At 66.8% G+C, this 17,341-nt stretch carries 17 protein-coding genes and 1 tRNA gene; 8 read left to right on the plus strand and 10 right to left on the minus strand.

The annotated features are described in order from the left end of the window. Positions 1–7: 7 nt before the first annotated feature. Genes DDE75_RS14395 through dusB form a run of 3 tightly spaced genes read right to left on the minus strand, consistent with a single transcriptional unit; the run spans position 8 to position 3,593 of the window. Positions 8–1,456 carry a response regulator gene (locus tag DDE75_RS14395; protein WP_108503092.1) on the minus strand — a complete coding sequence of 483 codons (1,449 nt, stop codon included), beginning with the start codon at positions 1,454–1,456 and terminating at the stop codon, positions 8–10. 11 nt (positions 1,457–1,467) lie between these two features. After that, positions 1,468–2,580, minus strand: a complete 1,113-nt coding sequence (locus DDE75_RS14400) for a two-component system sensor histidine kinase NtrB (protein WP_108503093.1) — start codon at positions 2,578–2,580, stop codon at positions 1,468–1,470. Next, positions 2,577–3,593, minus strand: a complete 1,017-nt coding sequence (gene dusB / locus DDE75_RS14405) for a tRNA dihydrouridine synthase DusB (RefSeq protein ID WP_108503094.1) — start codon at positions 3,591–3,593, stop codon at positions 2,577–2,579. Before dusB ends, DDE75_RS14400 begins: the two co-directional genes overlap by 4 nt. Positions 3,594–3,834: 241 nt before the next feature. Between dusB and DDE75_RS14410 the strand changes: the two genes are divergently transcribed. Beyond that, positions 3,835–5,217 (plus strand): L-serine ammonia-lyase, encoded by a 1,383-nt coding sequence (locus tag DDE75_RS14410; protein ID WP_108503181.1) that lies wholly within the window; start codon positions 3,835–3,837, stop codon positions 5,215–5,217. On the opposite strand, the gene DDE75_RS14415 is transcribed toward DDE75_RS14410, so the two are convergent. Then, positions 5,214–6,287: a sensor histidine kinase gene (locus DDE75_RS14415; RefSeq protein WP_211659361.1), complete on the minus strand. Its 1,074-nt coding sequence runs from the start codon at positions 6,285–6,287 to the stop codon at positions 5,214–5,216. The genes DDE75_RS14410 and DDE75_RS14415 overlap by 4 nt on opposite strands. A gap of 318 nt (positions 6,288–6,605) precedes the next feature. Here DDE75_RS14415 and DDE75_RS14420 point away from each other — a divergent pair, with 318 nt between their 5' ends. From DDE75_RS14420 to DDE75_RS14430, 3 genes are all read left to right on the plus strand, one after another. Then, the gene (locus DDE75_RS14420) at positions 6,606–7,175 is read left to right on the plus strand and encodes a COG3650 family protein (RefSeq protein ID WP_162799060.1); all 570 of its coding nucleotides are present in this window, start codon (positions 6,606–6,608) and stop codon (positions 7,173–7,175) included. 139 nt (positions 7,176–7,314) lie between these two features. Then, positions 7,315–9,522 carry a YjbH domain-containing protein gene (locus tag DDE75_RS14425; protein ID WP_108503183.1) on the plus strand — a complete coding sequence of 736 codons (2,208 nt, stop codon included), beginning with the start codon at positions 7,315–7,317 and terminating at the stop codon, positions 9,520–9,522. Next, complete coding sequence (locus DDE75_RS14430) at positions 9,519–10,175, plus strand: YjbF family lipoprotein (RefSeq protein ID WP_108503096.1); 657 nt, start codon at positions 9,519–9,521, stop codon at positions 10,173–10,175. Before DDE75_RS14425 ends, DDE75_RS14430 begins: the two co-directional genes overlap by 4 nt. 145 nt (positions 10,176–10,320) lie before the next feature. Here the strand turns inward: DDE75_RS14430 and DDE75_RS14435 are convergent, their stop codons facing one another. From DDE75_RS14435 to DDE75_RS14450, 4 genes are all read right to left on the minus strand, one after another. After that, positions 10,321–10,524, minus strand: coding sequence for a hypothetical protein (locus DDE75_RS14435; protein WP_028725626.1), 204 nt, complete (start codon positions 10,522–10,524; stop codon positions 10,321–10,323). Between the two features lie 199 nt (positions 10,525–10,723). After that, positions 10,724–11,506, minus strand: a complete 783-nt coding sequence (locus DDE75_RS14440; RefSeq protein ID WP_108503097.1) for a metal ABC transporter permease — start codon at positions 11,504–11,506, stop codon at positions 10,724–10,726. Between the two features lie 17 nt (positions 11,507–11,523). After that, positions 11,524–12,264, minus strand: a complete 741-nt coding sequence (locus DDE75_RS14445; RefSeq protein ID WP_108503184.1) for a metal ABC transporter ATP-binding protein — start codon at positions 12,262–12,264, stop codon at positions 11,524–11,526. 14 nt (positions 12,265–12,278) lie between these two features. Next, the gene (locus DDE75_RS14450; RefSeq protein WP_108503098.1) at positions 12,279–12,782 is read right to left on the minus strand and encodes a Fur family transcriptional regulator; all 504 of its coding nucleotides are present in this window, start codon (positions 12,780–12,782) and stop codon (positions 12,279–12,281) included. Between the two features lie 111 nt (positions 12,783–12,893). On the opposite strand from DDE75_RS14450, the gene DDE75_RS14455 reads away from it, so the two are divergent. Both DDE75_RS14455 and hemP read left to right on the plus strand, forming a co-directional pair. Beyond that, positions 12,894–13,877 (plus strand): zinc ABC transporter substrate-binding protein, encoded by a 984-nt coding sequence (locus DDE75_RS14455; protein ID WP_108503185.1) that lies wholly within the window; start codon positions 12,894–12,896, stop codon positions 13,875–13,877. A 139-nt stretch (positions 13,878–14,016) separates the two neighbouring features. Continuing rightward, positions 14,017–14,196: a hemin uptake protein HemP gene (gene hemP / locus DDE75_RS14460; protein ID WP_108503099.1), complete on the plus strand. Its 180-nt coding sequence runs from the start codon at positions 14,017–14,019 to the stop codon at positions 14,194–14,196. Positions 14,197–14,229: 33 nt separating this feature from the next. Here the strand turns inward: hemP and DDE75_RS14465 are convergent, their stop codons facing one another. After that, complete coding sequence (locus DDE75_RS14465) at positions 14,230–15,768, minus strand: pseudouridine synthase (protein WP_108503100.1); 1,539 nt, start codon at positions 15,766–15,768, stop codon at positions 14,230–14,232. 118 nt (positions 15,769–15,886) lie between these two features. On the opposite strand from DDE75_RS14465, the gene DDE75_RS14470 reads away from it, so the two are divergent. Both DDE75_RS14470 and DDE75_RS14475 read left to right on the plus strand, forming a co-directional pair. Further along, positions 15,887–16,339 carry a nucleoside deaminase gene (locus tag DDE75_RS14470; protein WP_108503101.1) on the plus strand — a complete coding sequence of 151 codons (453 nt, stop codon included), beginning with the start codon at positions 15,887–15,889 and terminating at the stop codon, positions 16,337–16,339. A gap of 45 nt (positions 16,340–16,384) precedes the next feature. After that, positions 16,385–16,458, plus strand: a tRNA-Gly gene (locus DDE75_RS14475). An 8-nt stretch (positions 16,459–16,466) separates the two neighbouring features. Here the strand turns inward: DDE75_RS14475 and DDE75_RS14480 are convergent. Beyond that, a complete protein-coding gene (locus DDE75_RS14480; protein WP_245894762.1) occupies positions 16,467–17,324 on the minus strand; it encodes an exonuclease domain-containing protein in 858 nt (285 codons plus the stop codon). Positions 17,325–17,341 lie beyond the last annotated feature (17 nt).

Raw genomic sequence — 17,341 nt, forward strand, 5'->3', positions numbered from 1 at the left:
GGCGGTTTTACATCAGTTTGCGGCGCCGTGTCACCTCGATATTCAGCTCGGTCAGTTTCTTGCGCAGCGTATTGCGGTTGATCCCCAAAAGATCGGCACAGCGCAGCTGATTGCCCCCCGTCGCATCCAGCGCCACCTGCAAAAGCGGACGTTCAACCTCGCGCAGGATGCGGTCGTAAAGGCCCGGAGGCGGCAGCGCATCGCCATGCAGGTCGAAGTAACGCTGCAGATGCGCCTCGACCGAATCCGAAAGGCGGGAATTGCCCTGGGCTGCGGGGGCGGCGCTGGCGGGTTCGGCGGCCATGGGGGTCACCATGCTGACGGGGGCCGCGACCGGCTGGCGATTGCCCGACTGCTGGGCCAGCGCCTCGCGCATTTCGGGCAGGCTGATGGTGGCGCCGCTGGCGGTCAGGGCCAGGCGGCGCATCATGTTCTCCAGCTCGCGCACGTTGCCGGGGAAGGGATGGGCCCGCAGTGCGGCGGCCGCATCATCGGCCAGGTCGCGTTCCGGCAGGCCCTGCGCGGCAGCCCGCGCCAGCAGATGCGCTGCCAGCGGCAGGATGTCGTCCACCCGCGCCCGCAGCGGCGGCACGCTGACCGTCACCCCGGCGAGACGGTAGTACAAATCCGACCGCAGCCGCCCGTTGCTGACATCCGCCTGCGGATCGGGGCCGGTCGTGGTGACGATGCGGGGCGCGCTGGCGCGGTCGGGACCGGATTCCAACACCTCGATCATGCCGATCAGGCGGGCCTGTGCCGCGGGATCGAAGCCCGCGGGGTTCTCGATGATGATGGTGCCGCCACGGGCCTTTTCGGCGGCGCGGTTGATCGCATCCTCGCTGGCATCCGAGGATGTCAGGATCGCCAGCCCCCGGTCGCGACGGTCCGACAGGTCGTGGAAGGACCGCGCGATGGTGGTCTTGCCCACCCCCGCCTCGCCCGCGATGATCACCGGCAGATCGGCGTTCAGCACCCGCGCCACCATGCGGAACAGCGCCTGCATGCTGGGCGCATGCCCGATCAGCGGCATGGCGGGGTCGGCGGCCTCGCGCGGGACGGGCAGCGCCTCGGGGACCGGGTCGGACTTGCGCGGACGGCGCGACAGGGCCTGGTTGGCCTTGCCCATCAGGTCCGGCAGGTCGAAGGGCTTGGGCAGATATTCGAAGGCCTCGGCCTCGGTCGCGCGGATCGCCGTCACGATGGTGTTCTGCGCCGAGATCACGATGACCGGCAGGTCGGGGCGCGCATCGCGGATGGCGGGGATGCGGTCGATGCCATTGCCGTCGGGCATCATCACGTCGGTGATGACCAGGTCGCCGCGGCCTTCCTCGACCCATTTGGACAGCTGCGCCAGGCTGCCGGTCGCATGGACGCGGCACCCCGCGCGCGTCAGCGCCTGCGTCAGCACCGTGCGGATGGTGCGGTCATCGTCAGCGATCAGAACGGTTCCGTCCATGGGGTCGGTCCTTATGCCTTGGGCAGTGATATGCGAAACACGGTGCGACCGGGGCGGCTGTCCACGCGGATCAGCGCGCCATGGTCGGTGATGATCTTGCTGACCAGCGCCAGCCCCAGGCCGGTGCCGTTTTCACGGCCCGAGACGAAGGGCTCGAACACCTGGTCGGCGATGTTGTCGGGAAAGCCGGGGCCGTTGTCCTCGATCTCGATCTGCAGGGGCAGCGGGCGGCCCGTGGGATCGGTCTCGTCGGGGGGAAGGCGCAGGGTGTGGTCGTAGAAGCTGCGCAGCTTGATCGTCCCGCCCGCCTTGCCCGCCAGCGCCTCGGAGGCATTCTTGACCAGGTTCAGGCAGACCTGGGTCAACTGGTCGGCATCGGCCATGGCGGGCGGCAGGGAGGGGTCGTAATCGGTCACGATCGCCACCTCGCGTCCGAAACCCACCGCCGAGGACCGGCGCACCTGCTCCAGCACGTCATGGACATTCAGCGCCGCCAGCTTGGGCGCCGAGGTGTCGCCGAAGCGTTCCACCTGTTCCAGCAGCGCCACGATCCGGCGGGATTCGCTGACGATCATCTCGGCCATTTCCCGATCCTCGGGGGTGGCGTTCATCGCCATCAGCTGGGCGGCACCGCGGATGCCCGCAAGCGGGTTCTTGATCTCATGGGCCAGCATCTCGGACATGCCGATGGCGCTGCGTGCGGCGCTGCGGACGCTGCGGCTCTGGTGCAGGCTGTCGTCATCCTGCGGCACGATCAGGAAAATCACCGCGCCGCCGGTTTCGGGTGCGGGGGCGGCATGAACGGCGGCGCGGCGGGCCTGATGGCCGCCTGCACGGTCGCCGATCTCGAAGCGGACGGCGTTCTGATAGAGCGCCTCGTCGCTGGCCAGCACGCGGCCCATCAGCGGGCGCAGGCTGGGCGCGATGCGCAGGCGGGTCGCCATGTCGTCGCCGTCCAGCGCCTTGCCTAAGGTCGAGGTGCGCGACATGTTCAGCCAGATTTCCGCCGCGTCGTTCATGGCCGCCACGCGGCCCTGCGCATCCAGGATCAACGCCGGCATGGGCAGCGCATCCAGCCCGGGGCCGGTCACCGCATCGACGAAATCCCTTGGGCGCTGTGTCATGCGGCCACCTGTCCCGCGCCATCGCCTGGCGCATCGGCAAAGGCCTGCCGGATCAGGGCAAGGGTCTGTGCCGGCGTCTCGGCCCGCAGCATCTGCGCACGCAGCGGCGCGTCATTCGCCTCGGCGTACCAGCCCAGATGCTTGCGGGCGACGCGCAGGCCCAGCTCGGGGCCATAGAAGTCCATCATGTCCTCGTAATGCTCGGCCACCAGATCGGCCAGCGCCTGCCCCTGCGGGACCATCGGCGCGGGCGCATCCCACAGTCGATGCGCGATCTGCGCCAGCCGCCAGGGCGCACCCTGCGCGCCACGCCCGACCATCACGGCCTCGGCCCCCGATTGCGCCAAGGCTTGACGCGCGCTTTCGGCATCGACCACATCGCCATTGGCGACCAGCGGCGGACGGCCTGACAAATCAGCCACCGCGCGGATGGCGGTCCAATCGGCGCGACCCTTGTAGAACTGCGCCCGCGTGCGGCCATGCACCGTCAGCATGGCGACACCGGCATCGCGGGCCCGCGCCGACAATTCCGCCGCATTCAGGCAATCATCGTCCCAACCCAAGCGCATCTTCAGCGTCACCGGCACCTCGACCGCGCCCACGACCGCATCGATCAGCGACAGCGCCAGATCCAGGTCGCGCATCAGCGCCGCGCCCGACAGACCGCCCGTGACCTTCTTGGCGGGGCAGCCCATGTTGATGTCGATGACGCGTGCGCCCATGCCCTCGACGATGCGGGCGGTTTCGGCCATGGGGCCGGGCTCACGTCCCGCGATCTGCACGCTGACGGGAAGCGCACCCTCGGTCAGGGCCTTGGCGCGCACGGATGCCCGGTTCGAAGGCCGCGTCGTGACCATTTCGGATGAGGCGACCATCTCGCTGACCAGAAGACCGGCGCCGAAGCGCGCGACCGCCCGCCGGAAGGGCACATCGGTGATCCCGGCCATCGGCGCCAGGAAAACCGGCGGCCCAAGGCGCGTGTCGCCAAGAATGATCGGGGCTGGCATATCCATATCCTGTTCCTTTACCGATGACGGGCCGCCCGCAAGAAGGGCAGCGGACCCCTGCCCTGCCCATTTCGCAGGCGGCCCCTCATTGCCTAATTGATTAGCATGTTGCTATGATTTTCACCATATACCGCGCCACGCGGGACAGCTTGGGCATGTCGCAACCGGACCGCGAAAAGGTCGCGTCCGGACATGGCGGCTTCGGCGCCGTCCTGCTTAGATGGGGCGACAAATGCAAGGGGGTTTCATGTTTCTGTCGGTCTTCGATCTGCTGAAGGTGGGCGTCGGCCCGTCGTCGTCGCACACGATGGGGCCGATGGTGGCGGCGTCGCGTTTTCTGGATGCGCTGCGACTGCAACCCTTCAAGGCACATGGCCTGCGTGCCAGCCTGCACGGCAGTCTTGCCTTCACCGGCAAGGGTCATGCCACCGACCGCGCCACCATCCTGGGGCTGGCGGGTTTCACCCCTGCCACCATGGACCCCGACGCCGCCGAAAGCACCCTGCAGCAGATCCGCAAGACACGGCAGATCACCCCGCCCCGGCTGGATGCGCTGAAGTTCGATCCCGACACCGATCTTCGCTTCGATTACGACACCGTGCTGCCGGGGCATGCCAACGGGATGACCATCTCGGCGACCGATGCGCAGGGGGACGTGATCTTCCACCATGTCTATTACTCGATCGGCGGCGGCTTCGTCATGACCGAGGAAGAGCTGGAGCGTCGCCACACCGAAGACCGCAGCGATGCCAGCGCCAGCGTGCCCTTCCCCTTCGCGACAGCCGAACAGATGCTGGCGATGGCCGAGGCCTCGGGCAAATCCATCGCCCGCATGAAGGAGGAGAACGAGCTGTGCTTCCGCTCGCGTCCCGAACTGCACGACGGGCTGATGGGGATCTGGCAGGTGATGCGCGACTGCATGGATCGCGGGCTGACGACGGATGGCATCCTGCCGGGCGGGCTGAAGGTGCGCCGCCGTGCCAAGGCCATCCATGACAAGCTGATGGCCGAACGCGGGATGAACATGACCGCGCCTCATGTCATCAACGATTGGATGTCCACCTATGCCATGGCCGTGAACGAGGAGAACGCCGCCGGCGGTCAGGTCGTCACCGCCCCCACCAATGGCGCGGCGGGCACCATGCCTGCGGTGATCCGATACTGGCTGGACCATGTGCCGGGGGCATCCGAACGCGCCCTGCCCGACTTCCTGCTGACGGCGGCGGCGGTGGGCGGGCTGGTCAAGCACAATGCCTCGATCTCGGGGGCGGAATGCGGCTGCCAGGCCGAGGTCGGGTCGGCCTCGGCCATGGCCGCCGCAGGGCTTGCCGCCGTCTTGGGCGGTACCCCGCGCCAGATCGAGAATGCCGCCGAGATCGCGCTGGAACATCACCTGGGGATGACCTGCGACCCGGTCGCAGGGCTGGTGCAGGTTCCCTGCATCGAGCGAAACGGCTTGGGCGCCATCAAGGCCGTCAGCGCGGCCAGCCTGGCCCTGCGGGGCGACGGGCATCACATCGTGTCGCTGGATGCCGCCATCGAGACCATGCGCCAGACCGGCCGCGACATGTCCGAGAAGTACAAGGAAACATCGCTTGGCGGTTTGGCCGTGAACGTGCCGAACTGCTAGGCGCTGAGCCTGCCGCGTAGGCGGTAATGCAGGCCGGCGGGGTCGAAGACGGCCTCGCCCTCGCCTTCGAAATAGGCAGGGACGATCATGTTCACCAGCTTCGATCCGAAGCCTTCGCGCGCGGGCGGGTGAACGGGGGCGCCGCCGGTTTCGACCCAGTCCAGCGCGAAGTCGTCACCCGCGACCGACCAGGTCAGATCGACCGCGCCTTCGGGAACCGACAGCGCACCGTATTTCGCCGCATTGGTCGCCAGCTCGTAGAGTGCCAGCGACAGTCCCACGGCCTGCTGGCTGCTCAGCCGCAGCGGCGGGCCGTCCAGCCTGATGCGGTCGCTGCCGTCCAGATGCGCACCCAGGGACCGCGACACCACGTCGGTGATGAAGGCGCTGTCGCCCAGACCGGTGAACAGCCCCTGCGCACGCGCCAGCGCCATGATGCGCGCACCGACGGTATCGCGCGCCTCCTGGATCGAGTCCGCGTTGCGCAGGCTTGCCGATACCACCGTCGAGGTGACCGACAGGATGTTCTTGATCCGGTGCAGCAGTTCCTGCTGCATGATCTGCTGGTTGCGCCGCGCCTGCACGACCTCGGTCACGTCCACGGTAATGTTGATCAGCCCCGCGATGCTGCCGTCGTCGTCAAACAGCGGGCTGTGGCTGAAGGTCCAGAAGGTCTCCTCGTCGAACCCGTTGCGGGTCATGACAAGGCGCATTTCCTCGTTGTAGGTGCCCTTGCCGGACAAGGCCTGGTTCACCAGCGGCTGAACGTCGTTCCAGACATCCGCCCAGATGCGCCGGAAGGGCTGGCCCAAGGCACGGCATTCCTTCTTGCCCAAGGCCGGCGCATAGGCATCGTTGTAAAGCATCGTCAGTTCCGGCCCCCAGAACATGCAGGCGGCATGCTTTTGCCCAAGCAGGATCCGCACAGCCGTCAACAGCGAGGTCGACCACCCCTCGATCGGTCCCAAGGGGGTGCGCGACCAGTCGAAATTCCTGACGGCGCGCCCCATCGGCCCGTCATCCCAGGCAAGGCCGTTCGGCGACTGAAGGCTGCGTGGCTCCTGGCCCACTGATGGTGACATGACTGGCAAGACCTGAAGCAAGACAAGATTGATACCCCGACCCTTTCCCCCTTTCCCTTGAAAATCAATGCCCGACCGCGCCGCTATGCCCGTTTAAGCACAAAATCGCATGATATCCGGACAGTTGGCGCAGTACGGTTTATCATTTGTTATTCCGAAGCCGCGATCCCTCCGCGCAGGCATCCCAACCCCGTGCCATGACGGCGGCGGATCGCGCGGGCGGGGGCGTGACGCTTGCCCCACGGCTGCGTGATTGGTATCGCTGAAGCGACAGTGATCCAGACCGAACCAGAAGGCCCGAACCCCATGTTCCCCCAACTGCCCATCCGTCTTGCGCTTCTTGCGCTGATCAGCCTTCCCCTGACGGCCTGCGACACGCAGACGATGACCGACCTGCGCCGCAACATCGGCCTCGACCAGCCCGAACCCGAGCCCGAGGAACCCGCCAAGCCGCGGGCGCCCGCCGTGTCGCCGCTGGTCCAGCCGATCGAGACCGGCACCCCCGGCACGCCCATCCCCACCGCCGAGCCGCTGACCTATCGCGCCACGAATTTCGTCGCCCGTGGAAACGAGCCCTTTTGGAACGTTGAGATCGCGGGCAATACCGCGACCTATCGAACGCCTGAAAACCAGTCGGGCCGCAGCATCCCGGTCAATCGTCTGGTCTTCGACCGGGGCGTGGAATACATCGGCGTGCTGAACGGTCGGCCCTTCGTGGTCAACATGACGGCGACCGAATGCCAGGATACCATGGCCGATCAGAAATTCCCGCTGACGGCCCGCCTGACGGTCAGCGGCCAGACCCATATGGGCTGCGCATCGGTCGCCCAACCTGCCGCCGCAGCCGCGGCAGACGCCCCCGCAGCCGCGGGCTGAACCTGTCGCGGCGCGATCACGCAGCCATGCGTCGATGCGCGCCGCGACCGTTGCTGGGGGCCGGTCCCCCGACAGCATCTGCAATGCAACCCGCCCATTTAACCTGCCGAAAGCCCCGCCCGCCGAAAGGATGACGCCGATGCGCCGCTCGCGCCTGACCAGCCAGCTGATGGCCACCACCCTGCCCCTGGCCCTCGTGGTCGGTGCAGGCTATGCCATCGCCGATCCGATGCTGGCCCGAAACATGTCCACCTATGGCATGCCGGGCGGGATCGACACCCCCACCGCCGAGACCCTGCCCGAGGGCACCCTGGGGGCCACCATCTCGAAATCGGACTATGCGCTGCGCACCAACGTCGTCTTCCAGGCGCTGCCGCAGCTGACCGCCGCTCTGCGTTACAGCCGCGTGGAAGGCATCAGCGATTTTCGCGATGACGGCTTCATCTATGACCGGTCGTTCGACCTGCGTTACCAGGTGGTCGAACAGGACGGCTGGCGGCCTGCCGTTGCCGTGGGCGTGCAGGATTTCTTGGGCACCGGCGTCTATTCGGGCGAATATATTGTCGCCACCCGCGACATCACCCCCCGCATCCGCGCCAGCGCGGGCCTTGGCTGGGGGACGCTGGCGGGCAAGCCGCGCGTCATCGATGCCACCGACGAAGGGGGCACGGCCAATGTCGAAAACTGGTTCAGCGGCGGGGCCAAGCCTTTCGCCTCGGTCAGCATGCAGGTCAACGACAAGCTGAGCGTGACGGCGGAGTATTCCAACGATGTCTATCGCAGCAGTTATCGCCTGCGGAACGGCAACCTGAACACCTTCCAGCAGGGCGACAAGGAACCGGGCAACCTGAACTTCGGCGCCAACTACAAGTTCGGTCGCAACTATGAGGTCGGCGCCTATGTCATCGGCGGCGAGACCGTGGGCGCGCAGTTCACCGTCGCGCTGAACCCCCGCGAATCTGTCTATCCCTCGGGGCTGGAAAAGGCCCCGGCACCAGTCCGTCCGCGCCCTGCCCGCGATGCCGATCCCGAAGGCTGGTCCGGCCAATGGGCGCAGGACCCGACCGCCCAACCCGCCATCCAGAAGGCGTTGTCGGACGCGCTGGCAGGCGAAGGCCAGCTGCTGGAAAGCATGGCCCTGTCGCCCAATCGCGCCGAGGTTCGCATCCGCAACCAGCGTTACATCCAGCAGGCACAGGCCATCGGCCGCACCGCGCGCCTGATGACGCGGGCGCTGCCGCCCTCGGTGGAAACCTTCGTCATTACCTCCTCGGCCGATGGGGTGCCGGCGTCATCCGTCACGCTGCGCCGGTCGGACGTGGAACGGTTGGAAAACACCGAGGCCGGCAAGATCGCCGCCGCCAGCGCGCTGTCCGACGCGCCGCTGCGCCGGGGCGATCTGACCATGACCGAGGATCTGTTCCCGCGATTCCGCTGGCGCGTTGGACCCTATCTGGACCTTGGCCTCTTCGACCCCGAAGAACCGCTGCGCTATGAGGTCGGCGCCGAGGCCCGCGCAAGTTACGAGATCACCCCCGGGCTGGTCCTGACGGGCGCGATCAAGCAGCGCGCCTTCGGTGACAAGGAACAGCGCGGCCCGGGCATCCCCGCATCCGAAAATGGCGGCGTGCGTGGCGATCACTATACCGCCGAGGAATATCTGGCCGATCCCAGCCTGGAGACCACGCCCGAAGGCGTGCCGCGCGTGCGGTCGGACACGCGGATGTATTCGGGAAACACCAGCCCGGTCATCCCCGAACTGACGCTGGCCTGGTTCGCCCGGCCCACCGAACAGGTGTACAGCCGCGTGACCGTCGGCCTGCTGGAACAGGCCTATGGCGGTGTTTCGGCCGAGGTACTGTGGAAGCCCGCCAATTCGCCCCTGGCCTTCGGAGCCGAGGTGAACCGCGTCCGCAAGCGCGACTTCGACGGGCTGTTCGACTTCCGAGATTACGAGGTCACCACCGGCCATGTCTCGGCCTATTACGAATTCAGCCAAGGCTTCACGGCGCAGCTGGATGTCGGCCAGTATCTGGCGGGCGACAAGGGCGCGACCGTCACCCTGACCCGCGAATTCGAGAACGGCTGGCGCGTCGGCGCCTTCGCCACCAAGACCGACCTCAGTGCCGAGGAATTCGGCGAGGGCAGCTTCGACAAGGGCATCACCCTGTCGATCCCGATCAGCTGGGCCACCGGCACGCCGACCCGCGACCGCGCCAGCACCACGATCCGGTCGCTGTCGCGCGATGGCGGCGCCAGGTTGGAGGTCAACGACCGTCTGTACGACAAGGTCCGCGACAGCCAGACCGTCAAACTCTATCAAGGCTGGGGGAGCTTCTGGCGATGAACAAGGCACATGGCGCGATGGCGCTGACCCTGCTGGCCGCGCTGGCCGCCTGCAGCAACCAGGGACCGGACGAGGGCGGGTCGACCCCGGCCTCGGTTCTGGCGCGCACGGTGCAACAGGCCGTCAGCGCCCGCACCGCCGATCCGGCCCCGGCAGCGGCCCCGAAATCCGCGCAGGAACGCGTGGCCGAGGCGCTGCGCGTCAATCCCGGCCCGCTGATCCAGGTGGGCTTCGAAGGGCTGGGCCGCACGCAGATCATGGCCATGACCGGCCAGAACGGCGCGATGCGGACCTATATGACCCCCGCCGAGGAGGCCGTGATTCTGCGCGACGGCATGCTGGTCGGCACCAAGGGGCTGGGTCGCGATCTGGCCGTGGCCGAACCGGGAACCGAGGCACTGATCCGCGCGGGCCAGTCGGGGCGCGGCACGCGCATCATGCGCTATCTGGGCGGTGACGGGCTGGAACGCCCACTGCAGTTCGACTGCACCACCGGCCCCGGCCCGAACCCCGGCGTCGTCGTCGAGGATTGCGCGGGTCACGGCGTGACCTTCCAGAACAGCTATATGGTGCAAGGCGGGCAGATCCCCGTGTCGCGCCAATGGGTGGGACCGGGCCTGGGATACATCACCGTGCAGACCCTGCGCCCCTGAGCCTGTGCCGAAACGCGAAAAGCCGGCCCTGTGGGGCCGGCTTTTTCATGTCATGCGCCCCGCCTGGCAGGCAATTAGGCAAAAGAAAAAGGGCTGACCAATGGCCAGCCCTTTTGGAAACGGATCAGGAAGATCCGCTTCGAGATCAGCTGTCGTCGTCGTCCGAAGCGACTGCAGCGATGACGCCCAGCAGCAGCAGGGCGGGGACAACCAGACCGGCGTTCGAGGAAGCGGCTTGCTCCTCGACGACGACGGGCTCAACTTCGACGACGGGTGCGACGTAGCCACCGGCCAGAGCCGAGGTTGCGGTCAGGCCGAGGGCGGCAGCGAAAGTAGCGAATTTGGTCATGATCATGCTCCGTTTCGATTGAAGGCTGCCGTTTCCGGCAACATCGCTGCGACAGTTACACAAACCCCGTCACTTGAAAAGCTGGATTGAAATGAATCAATCGTGGGGCTGCATGCACTGTTGCATATTGGCCAACCCCCTTTTCGGCCTATCGTTCCCGGCATTCGCAAACGCCGGAAATTACTGTGACATATCGGCACTAGGCGCGGCGAAGCGCCTGCGACAGCAGGAAAAATATCGCCGCCGATGCAACGATCGAGGGACCTGCGGGCGTGTCCAGATGCAGACTGGAGAACAACCCTGCGATGACCGAGGCGGCGGCAATCAGCGCAGCGACGGCGGCCATCCGCTCGGGGGATCGCGCCCATCCGCGGGCCGCCGCCGCCGGGACGATCAGCATGGCGGAAATCAGCAGCGAACCGACCACTCGAATCGCCAGGGCGACCACGATGGCCAGGGCCAGCGACAGGACCAGACGCTCGGTCCGCGGGTCGATGCCCGCGGCCATCGCCAGTTCCTCGTTCAGGCTGCTGGTCACAAGCCTTTGCCAACGCAGGATCAAAAGCGCCAGAACCAGCGCGGCGCCCGTCCAGATCAGCGCCAGGTCCAGCCGACCGACCGCCAGGATGTCGCCGAACAGATAGCCGCTGAGGTCGGACCGCGCGCTTGGCACGAAGCTGATGGCGACCAGCCCGAAGGCCAGCGCCGAATGCGACAGCACCCCCAGCATCGTGTCCATCGCCTGCCCCCGCGCCACCAGCGCCGAGACCAGGCAGGCCATGGCCGTCGCGACCGCCAGCGTGCCCGCATAGATCGAGATGTCGAAGGCCAGTGCCATCGCCACGCCCAGGATCGCCGCATGGGCGGTCGAATCACCGAAGTAGGCCATGCGGCGCCAGACCACGAAACTGCCCAAAGGTCCGGCAACCAGCGCCAGCCCCAATCCGGCCAGCACCGCGCGGAAGAAAAAATCGTCAAGCATCTTGGTCTTTCGTCAGGCTAATGCGGCAGGGCCGATGGCGCATGGCCATGGTCGTGATCGCAGTCATGGTCGTGGTCGTGATCATGGTGATGCTGGTAAAGGGCCAGCATGCCCTGCGCCTCGGCGCCAAACAGGGCGCGGTATTCCGGCGCACCGCTGACATGCTGGGGCGTGCCCTCGCAGCAGATATGGCCGTTCAGGCAGACCACCCGGTCCGAGGATCGCATCACCACCAGCAGGTCGTGGCTGACCATCAGAACGGCGGCGCCGGTCTCGCGACGCACATCCTCGATCAGCTGATAGAAGGCGACGATGCCGGGTTGGTCCAGCCCCTGCGTCGGTTCGTCCAGCACCAGCAGATGCGGCGCACGCAGCAGCGCGCGGGCCAGCAGCACCCGCTGGAACTGCCCGCCCGACAATTGGGTCAGCTGACGGGCGCCAAGTCCGGGAACGCCCGTGCGCTCCAGCGCGGCAGAGGCCTCGGCGTCCGTCACCCGGGTCGGCAGCGACAGAAAGCGCCGAACGGTCATGGGGATCGCGGTGTCCAGCTGCACGCGCTGCGGAACATAGCCGATGCGCAGCCCCTGCTGCCGCGTCACGCTGCCCTCGGCCAGACCCATCTGTCCCAGCAGCGCCCGGATCAGCGACGACTTGCCCGACCCGTTGGGGCCGACCACGGTCACGATCTCTCCGGCGGCGATGCGAAAGTCTATGCCTGACAAGACCGCCTCTTGCGTGCCGGGGCGGTGGATGGTCATGCCGTCGGCGCGGATCAGCACGGGGCCTGACCCTCGGTTTCGGCGCAGGCGGCACAAAGGCCCAAGGCCTCGACGGTGGCACGTTCCACATGGAAGCCACCCTCACGCGCGACGGCGGAAAGGGCGTCGCGAATGGGGGTGAACGGCGCCTCGGCGACCTTGTCGCAGCTGCGGCAGATCAGGAAGACCGGATGGTGATCGTCCCCTGGATGCAGACAGGCGGCAAAGGCGTTCAGCCGCTGCAAGCGATGCGCCAGCCCGTGCTGGACCAGAAACTCCAGCGCGCGATAGGCGACGGGGGGCTGGCGACCGAAGCCTTCGGCGGCAAGGCGGTCCAGCACCTCGTAGGCGCCCATGGCGCGGTGGCTTTCCAGCAGGATTTCCAGCGTCCGCCGGCGAACGGGGGTCAGCCGTGCGCCTTGATCCTTCAGGCGGACGGCGGCCTCGTCCAAGGCGCGATGGACGCATTGCTGGTGATCGTGCGGCGCGAAGGCGGCGGCGATTGCATCATCGGTCACGGGGTGATCTGCCTTTCAGGCGGCGTCGTTACTATATTACATTTCGGTTGACTCGTTACTCTGTAACACACAGAACCCGCCCATCGCAACAAACCCCGATCGGAGATGTCGATGCCCCGCCTTCCCATCCTTGCCGCCGCCCTGACGATGACCGCCCTGCCCGCCCTGGCAGCCCCGAAGGTCGTCACCGACATGTCCCCCACTGGCGCCCTGGTCCAAGAGGTGATGGGCGATCTGGGCGAGGTTCACGTCCTGTTGCCCCGTGCCGCCAGCGCGCACCAATACACGATGCGCCCGTCGGATGCCCGCGCCCTTCAGAGGGCCGACCTGCTGGTCTGGATGGGCCCCGAGCTGACGCCTTGGCTGGACAAATCGGCGGCGAACCTTGCCGATCAGACGCAACAGCTGCGTCTGCTGCGCGTCGAGGGCACGATCCTGCAGGATTACGCCCAGGACGAGGATGATCACGCCGGACATGACGACCATGGTGCGCATGACGACCATGACGACCACGAACACGAAGCCCACGACCATGACCATGACCATGACCATGACCATGACCATGAGGGCCATGATCACCACGGCGTCGACCCCCATGCATGGCTGAACCCGCAGAACGCTGCACCTTGGCTTCAGGGCATTGCCGCAGCCTTGGCCGAACAGGACCCGGACAACGCCTCGACCTATCAGGCCAACGCCGATGCCGCCGCCAAGCGGATCGCCGAACTGGACGCCACGCTGTTCGATCAGCTTGCACCTTGGTCCGATGCCAGCTTCGTGGTCTTTCACGATGCCTATTCCTATTTCACCAAGCATTTCGGGCTGAAGTCGGCGGTGGCGCTGTCGCTTGGCGATGCGACGACGCCATCGGCGGCCCGTGTGCAGATGGTGCGCGATCAGGTCGTGGAGTCGGGTGCGGTCTGCGCCTTTCCGGAATACGCCCATGACCCGGCCCTGCTGACGACGGTCGTCGAGGGCACCAGCACCCGCATCGGTGGCGAACTGAGCCCCGAGGGCGCCGACGACGACGCCACGCGATACGACGATATCTTGACGGGTCTTGCCGATACTTTGGTCGAGTGCTTCGAAGGCTGAAGGCATAGCGAAGGCAGAAGATTCAATGGATTACGGCGAACCTCTGCCTTTTCGAAAGAAACCCGACCAAAACACTTTGACATTCCTGAACGAATTTGTCAGCTTTAGGCCATACACGCGCCACACCAAGAGGCTGATCATGACCGCAACCCGCCCTGCAGACTTCTCCCGCCCCGGTTCGACCTCGGTTTTCTCGCATCTGCCGCTGCATGATGCCGAACAGCTGACGCAGGGCGGCAATCAGGCCCTGATCACGCTGGACGATCAGGTCTATCAGCTGCGCATCACCCGGGCAGGCAAACTGATCCTGACGAAATGACAAAAGCCGGGCCATATGGCCCGGCTTTTTTATTCAGCCCCGCGGTCCGCGCGGTTTGCCACCACCGGGCTTTCCGCCCGGCTTGAAGCCCCCACCCGAGGGCCGATCACCCCGCGGTCCACCAAAGCCCTTGCCACCCCCGGCGGGACGCGGCTTGCCGCCCCCTTCGCCACGCGGCGCATAGGGCTTTCGGTCACCGCCATCACGCGGCGCATAGGGCTTCTTCGGGCCATCCGCGTTATCACGCGCACCCCAAGGCTTGCGGTCGCCGCCATCACGCGGGGCGTAGGGCTTCTTCGGACCATCCGCATTATCACGCGCACCCCAGGGCTTGCGGTCGCCGCCATCACGGGGGGCGTAGGGCTTCTTCGGGCCATCGGCATTGTCACGTGCACCCCAGGGCTTGCGGTCGCCCCCCGGCTTGCCTGCAAAGCGCGAGGGGCGGCTGTCGTCGCCGTCGCGCGGCTTGCCATAGGGCTTGCGGTCGTCGCCACCCGATTTGCTCCAACGCGGCTTGTCGCCTGCGGGACGGGGACGGTCGCCGAACTCGGGGCGCGAGCCGCCGGGTTTGCCGGCGAAGCGCGGACGCTCGCCGTCGGCCTGACGGGCAGGCTTGTCGCCCCAGCTGCGGGCCGGACGATCGCCACGGTCCCCGCGATCATCGTCACGCGACCGCGCGCCGAAGACCTTGCCGCCCGGCTTGCTGCCAAAGCTGCGCGGGCCTGCATCGCCGCGACCCTCGGAGCGGGCAAAGCGGCTTTCGGCGCCACGGGGGCGCATCTCGCGCGGCTTGTCCTCGGCCTCGCCGGTCAGCAGACCGCCCAACTGGTCGCGCAGAACCTTGCGCTTGACCTCGGTCACCTCGTTCTTGTCCATGCCTGTCAGCTTGAAGGGGCCGTAACCGATGCGGATCAGTCGGTTCACCTGCAGGCCGACATGGGCCATGGCGCGGCGGATCTCTCGGTTCTTGCCCTCGCGGATGCCGACGCTCAGCCAGGCGTTCGCGCCCTGCTGGCTGTCCAGCTTGATCTCCATCGGGGCGAAATCCTCGCCCTCGATCTTGACGCCTCGGCGCAGCGGATCGAAGGTCATGTCGCTTGGCGTGCCGTTGACGCGCACGCGGTAACGGCGCAGCCATCCGGTCGAGGGCAGCTCCAACCGGCGCTTCAGGTCGCCGTCATTGGTCAGCAGCAGCAGACCTTCGGAATTCAAATCCAGCCGTCCCACGGTCATGACGCGCGGCAGATCGCGCGGCAGGGCGTCGAAGACCGTCTGGCGGCCCAGCTCGTCCGATTCCGAGGTGATCAGCCCGATCGGCTTGTAATAGAGCCACAGTCGCGTTTCCTGCGGCTCGTCCAGCTTCTTGCCGTCCACGACGATCTGATCGGTGGGCTTCACGTCCAGCGCGGGGCTGGTGATCTTCTTGCCGTTCACCGTCACGCGACCTTCGACGATCATGCGCTCGGCCTCGCGGCGGCTGGCGACGCCTGCGCGTGCCATGACCTTGGCGATACGGTCGGTGCCGTCAGCCTTGGCGAGTTCGTTCTTCTTGGGGGTGTTTTCGTCGCTCATGCGCGTCTCCTTCGCATCTCTGCGGGGCAAAGAGGGGCTTCTACGCCCTGAACCGCCCCGAGGGAAGCGTTTCTTTCCCCGGCTTGCGCGGATGGGCGGGACTTGCCACAAGCATCTCATGGCCGCCTTCATCAGTCACATGCCCATGGCGCTGGATCAAGCCCGCGCCGCCGCCCTGCGCGGCGAGGTGCCGGTGGGCGCCGTGATCACCGATCCGCAGGGGCGCGTCGTGGCGGCCGCGGGCAACCGGACCCGCGAATTATGCGACCCCACGGCCCATGCCGAGGTTCTGGCCATCCGCGCCGCCTGCGCGGCCATCGGGTCGGAACGGCTGATCGGCCATGACCTCTGGGTGACGCTGGAGCCCTGCCCCATGTGTGCCGCGGCCATTTCGGCGGCGCGAATCAACCGCTTGTATTACGGTGCGGGCGATCAGCGGATGGGTGGCGTTGCGCATGGGGCGCGTGTCTTCGATCACGCGCAATGCCATCACCGCCCGCAGGTCTATGACGGGCTGGCCGCCGATGCCGCCCGCGATATTTTGCGCGATTTCTTTGCCGCGCGTCGCTAGGGCCGCTTGAACCCCGCGCAAGGGCCGCATATAAGTCACCCCGACGCGGGCGTTGTGTAATGGTAAGACCCTTGCCTTCCAAGCAAGAGACGCGGGTTCGATTCCCGCCGCCCGCTCCAAAGACCCCTCACATCGTCAGCAGATCGCCGAACTCGGTTTCGGTCAGGATGCGCAGGTCCGCGCCCTTCGCGATCAGATCCTGCGCGCGGCGTTGTTTCGTGGTGACGGCAGCATCCGCATCCTGATCGCCGACGACCAGCAGGGTCAGTGCCTTGGTGACGCCGGTTCGCACCTCGAACCCCGCCTCTGCCGCCATGCGCGAGGCCTGCATCCGGTCCAGCCCCAAGCGCCCCGTGAAGCAAACCGATTGGCCGAAGAACGGCCCCTGTTCGTTCCCCGGCAAGCCGATGCTGGCGGGATAGCGCGACTTCGAGGCCGCCGTCGCCCCCAGTTCCGCGAACCCCTGCCCGGTGCGCTGTTCAGCCAGCATCACCACCTGCGCGGCCGCCCAGGCATCCTCGACCGCGTCATGATGCTTGAAGTCCAGCTTCAGCACCTCCTTCAGGTTCCCCAGCCCATGCCCGCCATAGCCGCGCAGTTCCGGCCAGGCCTTGCGGGCGATGCGCACGCTGTCGGACCACGCGCTGGCCAAGGGGGCCAGCCCGTCGCGTGCGCAGGCGGCGTCAAACGCCATCTTGTCGAAATTGCTGTGCTGGACCAGCGCGTGGCGCTCCAGAAACGCACGGACCGGGGCCAGGGCCTCGGCGAATCGCGGGCTGCCGCGCACGGTATCCGCGTCGATCCCGTGCAGCTGCGAATTGAAGCTTTGAAAAGGCTCGGCGGGATCGACGAAGAAGCCATGGGTGTCGATGCGCCCATCATGGGCCACCATCGCCATGCCCACCTGGCAGATACTGTGGCGGTTGCCATTGGCGGTCTCGACGTCGATGGCGACGAAGCGATAATCGCGGTCGATGAAGTGCATGTTCGGTTCCATCCGCC

Origin of the sequence: Paracoccus indicus (genome assembly GCF_003056335.1) — a bacterium.
In the GTDB taxonomy this organism is placed as follows: domain Bacteria; phylum Pseudomonadota; class Alphaproteobacteria; order Rhodobacterales; family Rhodobacteraceae; genus Paracoccus; species Paracoccus indicus.

Excerpts from the sequence above, each read along its gene's own strand:
- DDE75_RS14480 (WP_245894762.1), bottom strand. The coding sequence starts at position 17,324 with ATGCACTTCATCGACCGCGATTATCGCTTCGTCGCCATCGACGTCGAG.
- DDE75_RS14420 (WP_162799060.1), top strand. The coding sequence starts at position 6,606 with ATGTTCCCCCAACTGCCCATCCGTCTTGCGCTTCTTGCGCTGATCAGC.
- DDE75_RS14435 (WP_028725626.1), bottom strand. The coding sequence starts at position 10,524 with ATGACCAAATTCGCTACTTTCGCTGCCGCCCTCGGCCTGACCGCAACC.
- DDE75_RS14400 (WP_108503093.1), bottom strand. The coding sequence starts at position 2,580 with ATGACACAGCGCCCAAGGGATTTCGTCGATGCGGTGACCGGCCCCGGG.
- dusB (WP_108503094.1), bottom strand. The coding sequence starts at position 3,593 with ATGGATATGCCAGCCCCGATCATTCTTGGCGACACGCGCCTTGGGCCG.
- hemP (WP_108503099.1), top strand. The coding sequence starts at position 14,017 with ATGACCGCAACCCGCCCTGCAGACTTCTCCCGCCCCGGTTCGACCTCG.
- DDE75_RS14465 (WP_108503100.1), bottom strand. The coding sequence starts at position 15,768 with ATGAGCGACGAAAACACCCCCAAGAAGAACGAACTCGCCAAGGCTGAC.
- DDE75_RS14455 (WP_108503185.1), top strand. The coding sequence starts at position 12,894 with ATGCCCCGCCTTCCCATCCTTGCCGCCGCCCTGACGATGACCGCCCTG.
- DDE75_RS14445 (WP_108503184.1), bottom strand. The coding sequence starts at position 12,264 with ATGACCATCCACCGCCCCGGCACGCAAGAGGCGGTCTTGTCAGGCATA.
- DDE75_RS14430 (WP_108503096.1), top strand. The coding sequence starts at position 9,519 with ATGAACAAGGCACATGGCGCGATGGCGCTGACCCTGCTGGCCGCGCTG.
- DDE75_RS14440 (WP_108503097.1), bottom strand. The coding sequence starts at position 11,506 with ATGCTTGACGATTTTTTCTTCCGCGCGGTGCTGGCCGGATTGGGGCTG.
- DDE75_RS14425 (WP_108503183.1), top strand. The coding sequence starts at position 7,315 with ATGCGCCGCTCGCGCCTGACCAGCCAGCTGATGGCCACCACCCTGCCC.
- DDE75_RS14470 (WP_108503101.1), top strand. The coding sequence starts at position 15,887 with ATGGCCGCCTTCATCAGTCACATGCCCATGGCGCTGGATCAAGCCCGC.
- DDE75_RS14395 (WP_108503092.1), bottom strand. The coding sequence starts at position 1,456 with ATGGACGGAACCGTTCTGATCGCTGACGATGACCGCACCATCCGCACG.
- DDE75_RS14410 (WP_108503181.1), top strand. The coding sequence starts at position 3,835 with ATGTTTCTGTCGGTCTTCGATCTGCTGAAGGTGGGCGTCGGCCCGTCG.